The organism is Gemmatimonadota bacterium, assembly GCA_040388535.1.
Lineage (GTDB): Bacteria > Gemmatimonadota > Gemmatimonadetes > Gemmatimonadales > GWC2-71-9 > Palsa-1233.
In genome coordinates, this window is record JAZKBR010000001.1 from 324020 (window position 1) to 338808 (window position 14789).

The window sequence follows — 14789 nt, forward strand, 5'->3', positions numbered from 1 at the left end:
TGCTGTGCCGAGGAGACGAGTGGACCTTTGCTTGCCCCACGGGTGACCTACGGCAACAGATTCCCCGGCGCCATCAACCCCTGCGGATCGAGCGCGTGCTTGAGGGCCGCCATCGCATCGACCTGGATCCGGCTCAACTGCAACGGAAGCCACCGCTGCTTGATCTTGCCGATGCCATGCTCGGCCGCCACGGTGCCGCCCATCGCGATCACCCGCGTGAGGGTCTCCAGCAACACCCGATCGACCGCCTCGATCTCCGCCGGGTTCTTGCAGATGAAATTGAAGTGCGGATGGCCGTTGCCGGCGTGGCCGAAGATGGTCGGGTTTTCCACTCCGTGACTCGCCGCGACTCCCCGCGCCATCGCGATCGCCTCGGGCAACAGTCCATATGGCACGGCCCAGTCGGTACCGACCCGAATCCCGCCGGTGGCCTTGTGCCGGCCGCCGTATTCGCCGAGCACGGCCGGGACAGCGTGGCGCAGCCGACGGGCGACACGAATGCTCGCATCGCTATCGAACACCAGCATATCATCGGTGACGGCGTGGTGCCGTTCGGCGAGCGCGAGCCAGGCATCGAAGTCGAGTTCCTCGTCGCCGCGGCTCTCCTGCTCGGTGTAGATGAATGCCTTGCCGCTCCATTGCGCCCCGCCCTCTTCCGCGCGGACGATCTCGAGCGCACCGCTGTCGAGGAATTCCAGGCAGCGTGGATGCATCGTGCCGGCGTCCATCGCGCTGCGTGCAGCGACGACAAATGCCAGCGCATCGCGCTCATCCGCAAACGGAATGCCGATGCCTGTCACCTTCTCCGGCAAGGGCAGCAGAGCCAGTTCCGCAGAAACAACAACACCGAGGGTCCCCTCGCTGCCGATGAACCAGTCGATCGGATCCTGCATCGGGGCGTAGCCGACGGTGTTCTTCTCGAGCCGGGTGCGGCGCAGCTCCACCTCTTCCCCACTCGCGAGCACGACGGTCAGCGCCCGCACGTGCGGCCGGGTCGCCCCGTACCGGAGAGAACGTGCGCCCGAGGCGTTGCAGGCGATCGCGCCACCGAGCGAGGCTTCCTCTTCGCTCGTGGGATCGACGGCGAAGAGGAGGCCGTGCTCCGCGAGCTGGCGCTTGAGCTGGGCCACACCGATCCCGGGGCCGACCCGCACCGTCCGCGCGGCGACATCGAGGTCAGAGACCTGATCGAGGCCGCGGAGCGAGAGCAGGATTCCGTGATCGGTGATCGCCGCGGCGGTCATGCTGCTCTGCCCGCCGGCGGAGGTCACCGATGTGCCGTCGGCACTGGCCTGCTTCAGCAGGTCCACGACCTCGGCGGCCGCAACGGGTCGCGCGACGAGGTCCGGAATCATCTCGATGCCTGACGCGTCGGCACTGAAGGCCTGGCGAACCGCGGGATCGCTGGACAGAATGTCGTGTACCACGAGTTCAGATCTCCCAGTTCGACAAGAGCACGCCACGCGCTGCCGCTTCGGGGTGGCTGCCGAGCGTGAGCCGGAGATCGGTCCACTGCACCCGGAAGCCGTCGGCGACGAGCATCGTATAGAGTTCGCGATAGTGCGTCTGGCAGCGCAACGAGAAATGCGTCAGCCCGAGCGCGGCAGTTTCGTGCTCGACCGCCGCGATCACCTCGACGGCGGTGGCTGTATCGGGCGCGACCAGCTTCAGGATCCGAAGCTCCTCCACCGGGCGTCCCTGGGCGAGTGGCGCTGTATGCCAGAGTGCAAAGCCGCGCAGCGCACCGTCGGCCCCACGCAGCAGCGTCGCGTCACCCACCTTGTATTCGAGCGTGAGATCGATCTCCCGGGTGAAGTCGACACCGGTGCAGACGGCATCGGCGAGAAGTCGGCACTCATTGATGACGGGGCGTGCGGCCGAAGCAGAGAGCTCACCGAGACGCTCCCCGACCCGTTCCTGCTGGCGCGGGTCGTCGCGCTGCAAGGTGATGGTGAGCGGCGATGGCACAAAGCCGAGTCGCGAGTAGAAGCCGATGTTGTCGATTGTGCGCGGCATCGTTTCGAGGCCGATGGTGGTGGCCCCCTGGGCGATGAGCCATTCGACGCCCGCCAGCACGATCTGCCGACCGAGCCCCTGCCCCTGTCGATCGGGCCGGACGGCGAGCGGCCCCATCCATCCTTCGCTCCCCGTCTGGTGCACGATGTTGAAGGCGATCATCTCTCCTCGCCCGTCGCGCCAGAGCATCGCACCGTCGCCGGCATCGGCGATGGCGAACTGCCAGATCAGAGGGTTGAGATAGGGCACTCGCACACCCGAGAGGCCGTCCTTCCGGTAGCGCTCGGTGAAGGCATCGGAGAAGACACGATTGAGCGGGTCGATGTCGCGTGGCTTCACCCGCTCGGGTCCGGCTACAGTACGATCAGGCCGCCACATCGCTCAGCTCCGGAGTTTCGTCAGTGGCCGTCGTGACACCCTTCTCGACATCGTAGGTCATCCGGATCACCCGGTCGAAGGCGTCACGCATCCCCTCGACGTGCGTGATCAGCACAACTTGCGGGAAGCGATCCGAGAGCGCCCGGAGCAGGTCGAGCACCGACCCGCGGCGCTCCTCGTCGAGCGATCCGAAGATTTCGTCCAGCACGAGCAGGGTGAGCGGCTGCCCGGCACGTTCAGCGATCATCTGGGAGATCGCCAGGCGTAGCGCGAGATTCACCACATCTTCCTCGCCGCCCGAGATCACCGGCTTGGCCTCGCCATCTTCGACGATCGTCGGAAGATACGACTCGTCGAGGTCGAGGTCGGGGTAGCGTCCGCCCGTGAGTTCACTGAGCAGGAGTGAGGCCCGCTCGGCGAGTTCGGGCCGGAGCTGGAGATTGAGTTCGTGGCGCAAGTCGGTGAAGGCCCGATCGAGTTCCTGGAGCAGTCCGAGTCGCACGCCGAGACGCGTCGCCGCCTCCGCCTTCGCCTGTCGATCCGCCTGGCGGGAGAGTGCCGTCACCTGCTGCCGCTCGCCTGCCTCCACCAACGTCGTCGCCCGTGCGACTGCCACTCGCGACGCCTGCAAACCGGCCTCGATTTCCCGCAGGTTCCGTTCGAGCGCGGCGAAGCCTTCGGGATCCCAACCCAGGGCCACAACGCGCTGATCGAGCGCCGCGAGCTCCGCCTCGGCGGCACTGGCTCGCTGCTCGGCAATGGCAGCGTCGGCGAGGAGCGTTTCCGCCCGGGTGGCGAGCCCGATCAGCTGATCGTGTTCGCGTCGCAACGGTTCGAGTTCGGCGAGGCGGGTGCGCACGCTCTCGTGGCGCGCGGCATCGTACGCTGCTGCGGGGCCGGCCAGCTCTGCCTCGAGTTGCACCAGCTCGGCGGCGAGGCGATCACGCTCGACTTCGAGATCGCGACGCTGGCGGATCTGCGCTTGCGCCTGCCCCAGTGCCTCGGTGGACTTGCGCAGCTCCTGCTCGAGTCGCTGCCGCTCGGCATCGAGCTCGGTGAGTTCCGCGGGCGCATCCTTGAGTTGGTCGGCGCGCTGGCGGAGGTACTGTCCGTCGACGGCCACCTCTTCGAGCTGTCGCGTCAGCAAATCGAGGAGCGACTGGAAGTCCTTCCCGAGCGGCCGGCCGCAGGTCGGGCAGATTCCTTCAGGCCCGCGTGCCTCGATCAGCTCTCGCTGCTCCTTGAGTTCGCGATAGCGATCACGGAACTGTTCCAGGCGCGTGCGGACTTCCTGACCATCCTGGGTCCAGCGGGTCCGCCGCTCCTCGTTCTGGCGATCGGCGGCGTCGCGCAGCAACAAGGCATCAGCCCGCGCGATCATCAACTGGTCAACGCGCGCGGCGTCGGGGAGCACGGCGAGCTGCGGCGCGAGTTCCTCGGCGCGTCGCCGCGCCTGGTCGCGCCGCGCAGCGCTCTTCGAGCGCGCGCCCCACGCCGCCGAAGCCTGGTCGAGCAACTCGCGCTCGGCCGTGAGGGCCGTCCATTCGCTGGTGGCCGCGGCGGTTTCGGTGAGGCGCGTGCGCGCCCGCAAGGCGGTGGCGAGTTCGCGATCGAGTGCCTCGAACGACGCGCGCGCCGCGGCCACCTTTCCCTCGGCGACACGGCGTTCGCCGTCGAGCGACTGCCACGCCGTGCGACGTGCCTCAGCGGCCGTCCAGTCAGGCGTGAGCGCAGCGAGGCGCGCCGAGGCAGACTGTTCTCCGGCAAGCGCAATATCCCGCTCCCGGCGCGACCCCGCGAGCGCCGCCGCGGCCGCGGCAAGCTCGGCCTCGAGCGCCGCCGGATCGGCCAGCCCCTGCTCGATCCCCGTCAGCTCGGCGCGGAACGACGTGCGCCGATCGCGCAGCCGATCCTGTGCCTCGCGCAATTTTTCATAGCCGAGAACGCGCGAGAGAAACTGTGCGCGCTCGGTGGCCCCCATTGCCGCCATCACCGCGAGTTCCTTCTGCCCGGTGAAATAGGTGTTGAAGAACTCGTCGCGTGTCATACCGAGGAGCGCGGTGACCCGATCAGTCACTGCCCCGGTGCTGTTCGCGATGAGGTGTCCATCCTGCGACAGCTCGGCCGTGGTCAGCGTCCGCGTGATCGAGTAATGATGGATTCCCAGCGAGAAGTCGAGGGTGACCTCGAACCGGGAGCGGGGCGGTGCCCCGCGACGACGCAGCGTTTCGCGGGTGCCGCGCGTGGCCGGCACACCGTACAACGCGTAGGCGATCGCCTCGAGCAGTGTGGTCTTGCCGGCGCCGTTCGGGCCGATGATGCCGATCAGCCCGACACCGAATTCCAGGTCTGTGAGCTCGTGCTGCCGAAAGTTCACAAGACGAAGCCGCTGCAGCAGCATCAGCCCTCCCCGTGGTCGCGGGCGACCGACGCGAGGAGTTCCATGCCTTCGGCGACGAACGCGGTGCGATCCATCCCGCCGGGTAGCGGCCGACGCGCGAGGAAATCCTCGAGCATCTCGGGGAGCGTCTGTCGGCTTCCGGGTGCCGCATTGCCGACGCTGCGCTCGGTCGCCTCGGGGCGCCGGAGGTCGAGCTGGAAGTGCAACGCGAAGGCCTTCCAGGCGCGGATCTTTGCATGATCGAGTTCGCGCCCGACTGCGCGCGGGACGTTGCGCACCACCTGGCGAACCACGGCCTCGGCAATCCCGCCCGGCACGCTCTCGACCGCCTCGGTAAGGAGTCGATCCAGCTCGGGCGCGGCAAGCTCGGCGCCGTCGAGCGCTGGCAGGTCGAGAACCCGCCGCGGCGGTGCAATCGGTTTGCGAGTCACTTCGCCGGTGGCCAGATCGACCAGCAACCACCCCTTTCCAGCGATGCGCTGCCGCCGCTCCTCGTGCAGCTCGCCCCAGGGGTTCGGACTCACATACTCCAGCGCGCCGGAATACCAGACGCGTTCGCTCATTTCGTGCTGCACGTGGTAGTGGCCCAGCGCGACGTAGCTCCAGGCGCCGCGTCCGAGGTCCGCTTCCGAGAGGTGGGCACCGCCCGGCTCCGCCACCCCACGATCATCCCCGAAGAGACCGGGCGTCTCGCCGTGGAGCACCAGCACCTGATATTTCGCGGCGCCCGCCGGCTCGAGGCCGGGGCGCGGCTCCTCGAAGAGTGCCTGATGCGGGACAGCGAGGACACTCAGATCAAGTGCCGGATACTCGAGGCGACGAGCACTGTCGAGCGCGACATCGATGCCGAGCTCGGGGAACAACCCGAAGATCGAGACAGTATCGCTCGAGCGGGGCGTATCGTGATTTCCCGCAATCACCACCACCGGGGCATCCGGAAGCGCGGTGCGCAGCCGGAGGAATTGCCGGTATGCCAGGAGGATCGCCGAATTGGTGGGCCGCACCGCGTGGAACAAGTCACCGGCGACGATCACCGCGTCGGGCCGCTCGGCGATGATACCGTCTATGGCACGCTCGAAGGCCAGCGCAACATCAACCTCGCGTTGATTGTGCCCGCGCGCTGTCAGCCGGTGGTACTGCCGGAATCCGAGGTGCAGGTCGGCGACGTGGGCGATGCGCATCGATCAGTAGGGTGCGAACGGATCGTCGTCGTTGCGCGCGAGCGGCGCGATACCGCGGCGCGGTTCGACCGGACTCGTGGCAATGGTGCGCCTGAGGCAGCCGCGGAAGAAGGCGAGCACATCGTCGGGGCGCCGTTGTGCGGTGGCGCTCAGGGCACGCCGCACTTCATCATCGGGGCGCCCGTCGATCGCGGCCCGCACGGCATCTGCGGCGATACTCGCGTCCACCGCCTTGAGCCGCTCGATCACGGCATCGGCGAAGGGGAGGTCGATCGCAGGTGGGAAGCGCTCGACACCTTCGCGCCCCGAGAGTGAGGCCGGGCGCGGGAAGCGCACGAAGATCGGTTGCGTAAAATGCGGGTGCCGGAGCAGCAACTCTCCCTTGGGCAGCGCTGCGAGCTTCGCCTTCACCGCCGGCGACAGTGTCGCGTAGCCCGGCATCGCGAGTTCGTCGCTGTCCATCCGGCCGTAGACCGTGGTGCCGGCGTTCCCGGTGACCCGGCGAAGGACCTGCGAACGGAATTGCTGGGCCGAGAAGAGCACGAGCCCGAGGTAGCGTCCGCGCTCTGACAGATCGAGCAACATCTTCTTGACGTAGTTGTCCGGTCCGTCGGCGGCCGCGTACTTGTTGAGCTCATCGACGAAGACCACCACGTGATCGACACCGAGGTCGCGACGCTCGAGATGCTCGCGCAGCTTGGAGATCACCCGGGCGAAGACGAGGTCCTGGGCGAGCGGGTCGACGCCGGCCACATCCACCACGGTGATCGACTTGTCGCGGAAGGCGCCCCACGGCAGGTCATTCGCGATGCCGTCATCAGTGACGAGCCCCTTCGAGCGGGTCGCGATATTGCCGAGGCGATTGCGGATCTTCCGGATCGTGGCGACGTGATGGGTCCGCCACACCTCGGCGCCGCGCTGGTTGGTCTCGAGGAAGTTGAAGATGGCCTGGAAGAATTCGTCGAGGTCGGCAAAGCTCATCACCTCGAACGGCGCGCCGCGCAGTTCAGCCGCCTCGAAGCGCTTCCCGACCACCCGTTCGGCCAGGAAGTCGATCAGGGCATCCGACTTCGCGTCCACGTCGTCACGATTCAGGACGACTTCGGCGTAGTCGAGCACTTCACGCAGCCCCCAGACCAGGGGTGCGACGTTGGCGCGCAATGCCGGATTGCTCCGGAGCGTGTTGAGGTTCACACCATCGGGCTTGAACGGCGCGAAGACGGTCACATCGGCGAACGGCGCCGCATGCAGCCCGAGGCGGTGCCAGAGGGCAAGGTCTTCCTCGGTCAGCGCGGTGGGCTGATCGAGGAAACAGAGATCCGGTCCCTTCACGTTGAAGCAGACCGCAGCGACGCTCCCCTTCGTGGCAGGAAAGGTCTGGAAGATGCTCGAGAGCAGGAAAGTCACGGCACTCGTCTTGGTCGCGAGGCCGGAGACACCGGTGATGTTGAGATGTGCGGCTTCGGGGCCGAGCAGGAAGTCGGCGTCGAGCAACACCGGGGCCGAGAGTCCGCCGGCAGCGTACACACCAATCGGAATTCCAGTGGAGGCATCCTCGCGGACATAGGCATCCATTCGCAACGCAATCCGCACGTCGGCGTCACTCGCCAGGGTCACGCCGCCGAACGGCACCGGCTGCATCGGCTCCTCAGGAAGCTGGCGCAGGACCGCCGCGCTCCAGAGACGGATTTCGGGCCGTAGTGTCGGCTCGTTTGCCACGTTGGCCGGATCACCGTCGGCGCCAATCACGGCGTCGAGCGGGCGCGCAAGATCGGCGTAGGCAAAGCCTTCCATCACGACCCCGAACACCGTGCGGCCTTCGCCTTCGACGCGCACAATCGTCCCGATCCCCAGCGTGGCATCGGGCGCAGTCCAGAAATGGAACTGATGCGGCGTACTCGGCTTCATCTCGGTGGCGACCACACGACCCAGAATGCTCATCGCGTCAGCTCCCCTGGGCCCGCAAGAAACGCTCGACATCATGGATGCCGTAGAGCAACCGATCGGCACGCGCATCATTCGCGAGCGGTGCGCGTTCGGCGAGCAAGTGACGCGACAGGGTGTCGGCCGCTGCAATGGACGACTCACTCGCGGTGACCTCGATCCGCACCAGCCCGTGAAAGAGATCGCGGCCTGCAAAGTCATGCAACCGCAGGCCCCAGGCGTACACCGGGGCAACGCGCGAACTCGCGGGTTCGAAAATCGAGCTACGACATCCCGCCGGCACCGTCAGGTAACACTCCAGGGCATCGCCCTCGAACGGGAGTGAGGCGTGGCTCTTCACGACGCCGATCATCCGCGGATCGGTGGCCCAGTCGGGCGAGGCACTCAAGGAGCCATCGACAATCAGCCAGCCGTCATTGTTCGCCCTGAAATCTCGCGCCGCGCGAATTTCGAGTTCGCCCCGCACGCGGTCGACCACGGCGTTGGCCCGCTCGAGATCACGGATCGGGTGAGGTGATTCCTCGACATCGGTGGCGATGGCGTCGTAACCGTCGAGGGTACCGCCGAGCTGCGCCAGCGTCTCGGGGCGCGCCGTCACAATCCGCCGCTGCATCACCACGGCCGCGTGCAACAGTCGCTGCCGCCGCACTCGCACCGCGGCACGTATCACCGCCGCCATGACCGGCGCGGTGCCGACGTACCCGACCAGTTCGACATGCTGCGTCCCATCGAGAAAGCCGACCTCGGCGTCCCACGGCACCGGTTGCCCGAGCGGGTGGTGCGCCATTGGCGATTCGATCAGGCGCGCCGGACGATAGCTCGCATCACCGCGGCGTCCTTGCGCCGACTCGGACGGAGCGTCACTCGGCCGTCCTCCCGCGAGAGCGAGGCGACGACGCAGGGCAGCAAATGGTGAGGCGGGCATCAGCGCGCGCGGGGCGCGATCAGGCGAGATCGGGAAGCGGCGGGACGTCTTCGAGCCAGAAACCGGCGAGTCGCTGCGATGCATCCACTTCGACCAGAAAACGATCGGCAACCCGGATCGGCTCCACCGGCCGTCGGGTGCCGATGCGTACGTGATAGACCCGCTCTCCCGGATCGGCCGACGCGGTCAGCGTGGCATCGAATTCCAGCGCCGACGTGCCCCGCTTCGCTGCGCGTGAGGGCACCACCACCTGTCCTGCGCGGGCCTCGACAGGCGCCGCGAGTCCCGCCATCGTGGTGACCTCAGGCCACACCACGATGTCGAGTCCGCAGAGCACACCACCTGCGACGTCAATCACCGCGATCGAGCCTTCATCGTCATTCAGCTCGACGGTGCCGGTATAGCCGGCGCCGTGCGGAGCGCTCGCGAAAGTTCCGCTGAGAATGTCGGTCTCGGCATCGCGCCGCCACGAGAATGCCGGCAGTGGGCCGGGGAGCGCGAGGACGTGAATCTCGAGCGCCATCAGCTGGGCCCGCCGACCTTGGCGATGAAGCGCATCAGGCGATCGCAGGCGGCTTCGAGTTCGACATCCGACACGCTGTAGGAGAGCCGGACCCAGCGATCGTCACCGAAGGCGAGCCCCGGCACCAGCGCCACGCCCTCCTCCATCATCAGTCGATCGCAGAAGGCCGCGCCACCCATGCCGGGGGCAAGACCATCAACGCGGAAGAAGATGTAGAACGCGCCGTGCGGTTCGACGAACTCGACGCCTGGCGCCTGGTCCTGGAAGCGGGCCACGAGATAATCGCGCCGACGCCGGAATGCGGCCACCATCTTGTCGACTTCCACGTCTTCGGCCGGATTGCCGAAGGCTTCGGCGGCCGCCCACATCGCCGGCTGATTCGCACCCGTGGTGGTATGGCTCTGGAAGGCGGCCATCGCCTTGACGAGTTCCGGTGGTGCGTACGCCGCCCCGATGCGCCACCCCGTCATCGCGTAGGCCTTGGAGGCGCCGTAGATCACCACGCTGCGGTCGAGGACGCTGTCGTCGAGATCGAAGAGGGATGGTGCCGGACCCGCGCCGTAATAGATCCGCCGATAGATCTCGTCGGAAATGAGCCAGATGTCGTGTTCACCGCACCACGCGGCAATGGCGGCGAGCTCTGCGCCCGTGTACACCGACCCGGTCGGATTGCAGGGCGAGCAGAGGATGAGCCCCTTGGTCGATGGATCACGATGCCGCTCGAGATCGGCGACCGAAACCTTCAGCCCCCACTCGGGATCGCCTGGCACCATCACCGGCGTGGCGCGTGTGAGATGCACGATCTGCGGATACGACACCCACGCCGGCGAGGGAATCAGCACGCTATCACCGACGCCGAAGAGTGCGAAGCAGGCATTGAAGAGCGACTGCTTCGAACCATTGCTCACGATGAGACGTTCCGGATCGACCGCGCGGTCACCACTCATCCGCGAAAGCGCGCCGGCCATCGCGCGACGCAATTCGAGGATGCCCACGTTGGGCGGGTAGCGAGTCTTGCCGCCACGAATCGCTTCGATCCCGGCCTCCGCCACCATGGCAGGCGTGTCGAAATCGGGTTCGCCGACGCCGAGATCGAGCACGTCCTCTCCGGCCGCCTTGCGACGCTTTGCCTCCGTGCTGATGGCCACTGTTTCCGAGGTCTTCAGGTAGGCAAGGTTCGGTGACGGTCGAAACGTCATGCGGGCACGGATCCGGCTGGAAGTGGCTGGGGCGCTGGGAGGGGAAACCTTTGCCGCTCCGATGCCTGTGTCAACCGCACGAGAGCCAGCTCGAACGCTTGGCCGCGCCGGGTCGGCCGAGTAGTTTGCCTCCGCAGCAGAGCCCAGATGGACCAATTGACAATCGAGGAACCGGTGTCGGATTTCGAATCGTGGGGGCTGGCGCCCGTCGTGGCGGCCGGCATGGAACGTCTGGGGTGGAATGGCGACAGCGCACTCGTGCGTGATGTAGTTCCACCGATCGTGCGTGGCACCAATCTCGTCGCGGTGCTGCCGCCCGCCCCGGCCTGGGCCGGACCAATCGCCGCCGGGCTCCTCGGCGGGCTCCTCGGTCGTGCCGACGGTGGCCGGGTCCTCGTGCTGACCGCTCCCGCGCTGGTTCCCGAATGGGGCGCCTTGCTGGCCGGTCTCGCCGACGGGAGCGCCCTCCGCATCGAAGCAGCAACCGGTGCATCGCGCGCCGCGCGCCGCCTCAAGGCCGACGCCGTCGATATCCTCGTCGCCTCCCCCGACACCGCACTCACCCTGCACACTCGCTCCGCCCTCGGCGTCGATCGCATTGCCGCGATCGTCTTCGCGTGGCCCGAAGACTGGGACGCCGATGAAGCGATCGCCGTGCTGTTGCAGGACCTCCCCAAGGATGCCCAGCGGGTGGTGATCACCGCGCGTGCCGAGCGGCTCGAAGGAAGCGATGGGTTGGTCGAGCGGTATGCCCGACGTGCCCTCGTCGTTGGTGCGCCGGCGGCCGACGCCAATCCGACGCCGGCCGGCCCGGTCCGCACCGTGCCCTCGACCTGGTCGAACCGTCCGGCCACGATCGCCGCGCTCCTCGAAGCGACCGACCCACATCGCCTGACGATCTGGACCGCCGACACCCGCGACCACGCCTTGCTCCGCAGTGCGCTGGGCGGCCTGGGCGACGGCATCTCGCTGTTGAGCCAGACGATTCCCGATGGTGGCACGATCGTCTGTTACGATCCGCCAAGCCTTGAGGCGCTGCGTGCGCTCACGGCCGCCGGCGACGTCGTGCTGCTGGTCCCGCCTGGAGTCGAAGGGCACGTGGCCCGGGTGGCCGCGCCGCGCCGACCGATGCTCCTCGAGTCGGCGGCGACCGCCCTGATGCGTCGCGATGCCGGGGTGCGCGGGCAGGTCCTTGCCGCGCTCGAACACGGCCCCGACGCAGCGGCACTCTACGCCCTCGCTCCGCTCTTCGAGCGATTCGAGCCACAGGTGGTCGCTGCGGCGCTGTTCGGGCTCTGGCGCGGCGCTGAGGCACGCCGTGAGGCGCTCCCGGTCGTTCAGGCGATGCCGGTCCAGAGCGCGACGCCCGTGGGCGGTCTCGCCGTCGCCAAACTCTGGGTCGGTGCCGGCAAGAAGGACGAAGCGACAGTTGGGGATCTCGTCGCGGTGCTGGTGAAGGAAGTCGGCATCGATCGCTCCCTCATCGGGCGGGTCGAATTGCGCGATACTTTCACGCTGGTGGAAGTGCCGGCGGCGGATGCCGACCGGATCGCCGAGAAGCTCACCGGGCTCACGATTCGCCGGCGGCGGCTGACGGCGCGCGTCGACCGGGGGCCGACCGAGCGACCGGGTGGCTCGATGCGAGGCGGGGGGAGCACTGGCGGGAGTGGCGGGCGGCCGCCGTTCCGGCCGAGGAGCTGAAACGCCGACGGGCCGCCCAGCGGGGCGGCCCGTAGTCCGACTGCGGACTTCCTGCGGTGTTACTTGGCCTTGTTGACGAGATCCTTGAGACCCTTGCCCGGACGGAACGCAGGCACCTTGGACGCCTTGATCTTGATGGTGGCGCCGGTCTGCGGGTTGCGGCCTTCGCGGGCGGCGCGCTTGCGGACTTCGAAGCTGCCGAAACCGGTCAGGTTGATGCTGCCGCCCTTCTTGAGCTCCTTGGCAAGGAGGCCTTCGGTCGAGAAGAACAGGTCCACGATCTCGCCGGCATGCGCCTTCGAGGTATCGAGGGCCTTCGCGACCGCTTCGATCATCTCCATCTTGTTCATGATGAGCTCCTGGGAAATGTTGGGTTGGATCCGATCGCGGGCCAGTGTGGCCCCGACGGCGGAGAATATGGGACACGCGCTCGAAACAACGCAAGATGCTTGACAAATCCGGATGCGTGCCGCTGCATCCCGCACGGCAAGCGGACTTCCGGCTGACACCCCCTTGACGAATCCCCAATGACCCTACCTTCCCGACCCGGACGCATCGAAGTGGTGGCCGGAGTGATGTTCAGCGGCAAGAGCGAAGAGCTGATCCGGCGGGTCCGCCGGGCCCTCATCGCGAAGAAGCGCGTGCAGGTTTTCAAGTCGCATCTGGACCAGCGATACCAGGGACTCCATCACGTCTCGAGTCACACGGGCATCGCGCTGGAAGCCGCGCCAATAGACCGTTCCGACGAGATCCTGCGCCGGCTTCCGGAGCCCGAGCTGATCGATTTCGTCGCCGTTGACGAGGTCCAGTTTCTCGATGCCGGCATCGTCGAGGTGGCGACCCATCTCGCCGAGCGCGGCGTCCGGGTCGTGCTCGCCGGGACCGACACCGACTTCCGCGGCGAGCCCTTCGGGATGATGGGCCACCTGATGGCGATCGCCGAGGAAGTGACCAAACTCCAGGCCATCTGTGTGGTCTGCGGCGACCTGGCCTGCCGCAACCAGCGGCTCGTGGACGGGCGTCCGGCCCGGTGGGACATGCCGGTCGTGATGGTGGGCGGGAGCGAAAGTTACGAGGCGCGCTGCCGGCGCTGCTTCCAGGTGCCTCGCCTCGCCGAGGACCAGGTCCCCCTGTTGTGACCAAAGTCGTCGCCCTGACCGGCAACGTCGCTGCCGGCAAATCCACCGTGGCGAATCTGCTTCGGAGCTGGGGCGCCACGGTGATCGACGCCGATGCCCTGGTGCGCGAACTGCAGCGCCCGGGGCAGCCGGTCTACGCGGCGATCCTCGGGCACTTCGGGCCGGCGATGCGTCGGGCTGACGGCGCCCTCGACCGGGCGGCGTTGCGGCGGCGGATCGTCTCCGATCCCGCCGCCAAGCGTGACCTCGAGGCGATCGTGCACCCCGCGGTCGAGCGGCAACGGCAGGAGCTCGTCGCAGCGGCGCGCCGCCGGGGCGACGAAGTGGTCATCTGCGACATCCCGCTCTTCTTCGAGGCGGTGGACCCGGCCCTCTTCGATGGTGTCATCCTCGTGGACGCACCGGTTGCCTACCGCCACGCCCGGTTGGTCCACGATCGGGGGCTCCCGGCCCATGAAGCCTTCGCGTTGATCGCCGCCCAGGTACCCACCGACGGGAAGCGACCGCGGGCGACCTGGATCATTGACAACGACAGCGATCGTGCGAGCCTCGACGCCCGGACCCGAGCGGTCTGGGAGGCGATCCGCCGCTGACAACCCAGCTCTGGCTCGACACCACGCCCCGTGCGGAATGGGAGCAGATGGCCGTCGATCACGCGCTGCGTGACCTCGCGGAAGCAGAACGCAGCGACGTGCTGCGACTCTATCAGTGGTCGACCAGTACTGTTTCCTTCGGCGCGAACGAATCCGCCGCGCGCCACTGGCAGCGTGATGCACTCGAACGAGCCGGTGTCCCGACGGTGCGACGTCCGAGCGGCGGACGCGCCGTCTGGCACGACGAGGACGACCTCACTTATGCCTGCGCCGGTCCGCTGACGACGTACGGGGCGCCGCAGGTGGCCTATCGCACGATTCACGAATGGCTGGCCGCCGCACTGGCGCGACTCGGCATCGCCGCGACCCTCGCGCCGCCGCCCTCCCGGTTGCCCGGATTGCGTCGTGGTGCCTGCTTTGATGTGGCGATCGGCGGTGAGGTGATTGTCGGCGGTGGCAAGGTCATCGGCTCGGCTCAGGTGTTGAGCCCACTGGCACTGTTGCAGCATGGCGCCATTGCGCGTGCAGCGCGAACCACCACGCTGGCACGCTTCCGCGCCGGGAGCAACGCCGATAGTGACGAGGCGGCGCCGCACGTCGTGCCGATACTACCGGCTGCTGCAGCGCTGAGTGCGGCGATCGTGCAGGAATGGCTGGATCGTGGCGCCCGGATGATCGATCCGGAGTTGACCGCGCGGGCGAACCTCGCCAGCGTGAAGCACGTAGCACGGTACCGCGATCCGCTCTGGACGTGGCGCCGATGATGGGTCCCCCGCTCCCGCTGCCGAG

The 14789-nt window shown here is 67.7% G+C and carries 13 protein-coding genes; 4 read left to right on the top strand and 9 right to left on the bottom strand.

Annotated elements, in window-relative coordinates; translation table 11 throughout:
• Nucleotides 1–47: 47 nt before the first annotated feature.
• Genes V4558_01520 through V4558_01555 form a run of 8 tightly spaced genes read right to left on the bottom strand, consistent with a single transcriptional unit; the run spans nt 48 to nt 10567 of the window.
• Nucleotides 48–1427 carry an FAD-binding oxidoreductase gene (locus V4558_01520; GenBank protein MES2304152.1) on the bottom strand — a complete coding sequence of 460 codons (1380 nt, stop codon included), beginning with the start codon at nt 1425–1427 and terminating at the stop codon, nt 48–50.
• Nucleotides 1428–1431: 4 nt separating this feature from the next.
• On the bottom strand, nt 1432–2394 hold the full coding sequence (locus V4558_01525) for a GNAT family N-acetyltransferase (protein MES2304153.1): 963 nt from the start codon (nt 2392–2394) through the stop codon (nt 1432–1434).
• Nucleotides 2381–4795 carry an SMC family ATPase gene (locus V4558_01530; GenBank protein ID MES2304154.1) on the bottom strand — a complete coding sequence of 805 codons (2415 nt, stop codon included), beginning with the start codon at nt 4793–4795 and terminating at the stop codon, nt 2381–2383. Before V4558_01530 ends, V4558_01525 begins: the two co-directional genes overlap by 14 nt.
• Nucleotides 4795–5976, bottom strand: coding sequence for a DNA repair exonuclease (locus V4558_01535; protein MES2304155.1), 1182 nt, complete (start codon nt 5974–5976; stop codon nt 4795–4797). The genes V4558_01530 and V4558_01535 overlap by 1 nt, the downstream gene beginning before the upstream one ends.
• A gap of 3 nt (nt 5977–5979) precedes the next feature.
• Nucleotides 5980–7917, bottom strand: coding sequence for an ATP-binding protein (locus tag V4558_01540; protein MES2304156.1), 1938 nt, complete (start codon nt 7915–7917; stop codon nt 5980–5982).
• A 4-nt stretch (nt 7918–7921) separates the two neighbouring features.
• Nucleotides 7922–8929 (bottom strand): hypothetical protein, encoded by a 1008-nt coding sequence (locus tag V4558_01545; GenBank protein MES2304157.1) that lies wholly within the window; start codon nt 8927–8929, stop codon nt 7922–7924.
• Nucleotides 8865–9368 carry a hypothetical protein gene (locus tag V4558_01550; GenBank protein ID MES2304158.1) on the bottom strand — a complete coding sequence of 168 codons (504 nt, stop codon included), beginning with the start codon at nt 9366–9368 and terminating at the stop codon, nt 8865–8867. The genes V4558_01545 and V4558_01550 overlap by 65 nt, the downstream gene beginning before the upstream one ends.
• Nucleotides 9368–10567, bottom strand: a complete 1200-nt coding sequence (locus V4558_01555; GenBank protein MES2304159.1) for a pyridoxal phosphate-dependent aminotransferase — start codon at nt 10565–10567, stop codon at nt 9368–9370. The genes V4558_01550 and V4558_01555 overlap by 1 nt, the downstream gene beginning before the upstream one ends.
• 147 nt (nt 10568–10714) lie before the next feature.
• Between V4558_01555 and V4558_01560 the strand changes: the two genes are divergently transcribed.
• A complete protein-coding gene (locus V4558_01560; GenBank protein ID MES2304160.1) occupies nt 10715–12268 on the top strand; it encodes a DbpA RNA binding domain-containing protein in 1554 nt (517 codons plus the stop codon).
• A 59-nt stretch (nt 12269–12327) separates the two neighbouring features.
• Here V4558_01560 and V4558_01565 read toward each other — a convergent pair whose 3' ends face one another.
• Nucleotides 12328–12618, bottom strand: a complete 291-nt coding sequence (locus V4558_01565) for an HU family DNA-binding protein (protein ID MES2304161.1) — start codon at nt 12616–12618, stop codon at nt 12328–12330.
• Between the two features lie 177 nt (nt 12619–12795).
• Here V4558_01565 and V4558_01570 point away from each other — a divergent pair, with 177 nt between their 5' ends.
• From V4558_01570 to V4558_01580, 3 genes are read left to right on the top strand one after another with little or no spacing between them, the layout of a single operon-like run.
• The gene (locus V4558_01570) at nt 12796–13407 is read left to right on the top strand and encodes a thymidine kinase (protein MES2304162.1); all 612 of its coding nucleotides are present in this window, start codon (nt 12796–12798) and stop codon (nt 13405–13407) included.
• The gene (gene coaE, locus V4558_01575) at nt 13404–14000 is read left to right on the top strand and encodes a dephospho-CoA kinase (GenBank protein ID MES2304163.1); all 597 of its coding nucleotides are present in this window, start codon (nt 13404–13406) and stop codon (nt 13998–14000) included. Before V4558_01570 ends, coaE begins: the two co-directional genes overlap by 4 nt.
• Nucleotides 14001–14047: 47 nt before the next feature.
• Nucleotides 14048–14764 (top strand): hypothetical protein, encoded by a 717-nt coding sequence (locus tag V4558_01580; protein ID MES2304164.1) that lies wholly within the window; start codon nt 14048–14050, stop codon nt 14762–14764.
• Nucleotides 14765–14789: the final 25 nt, after the last annotated feature.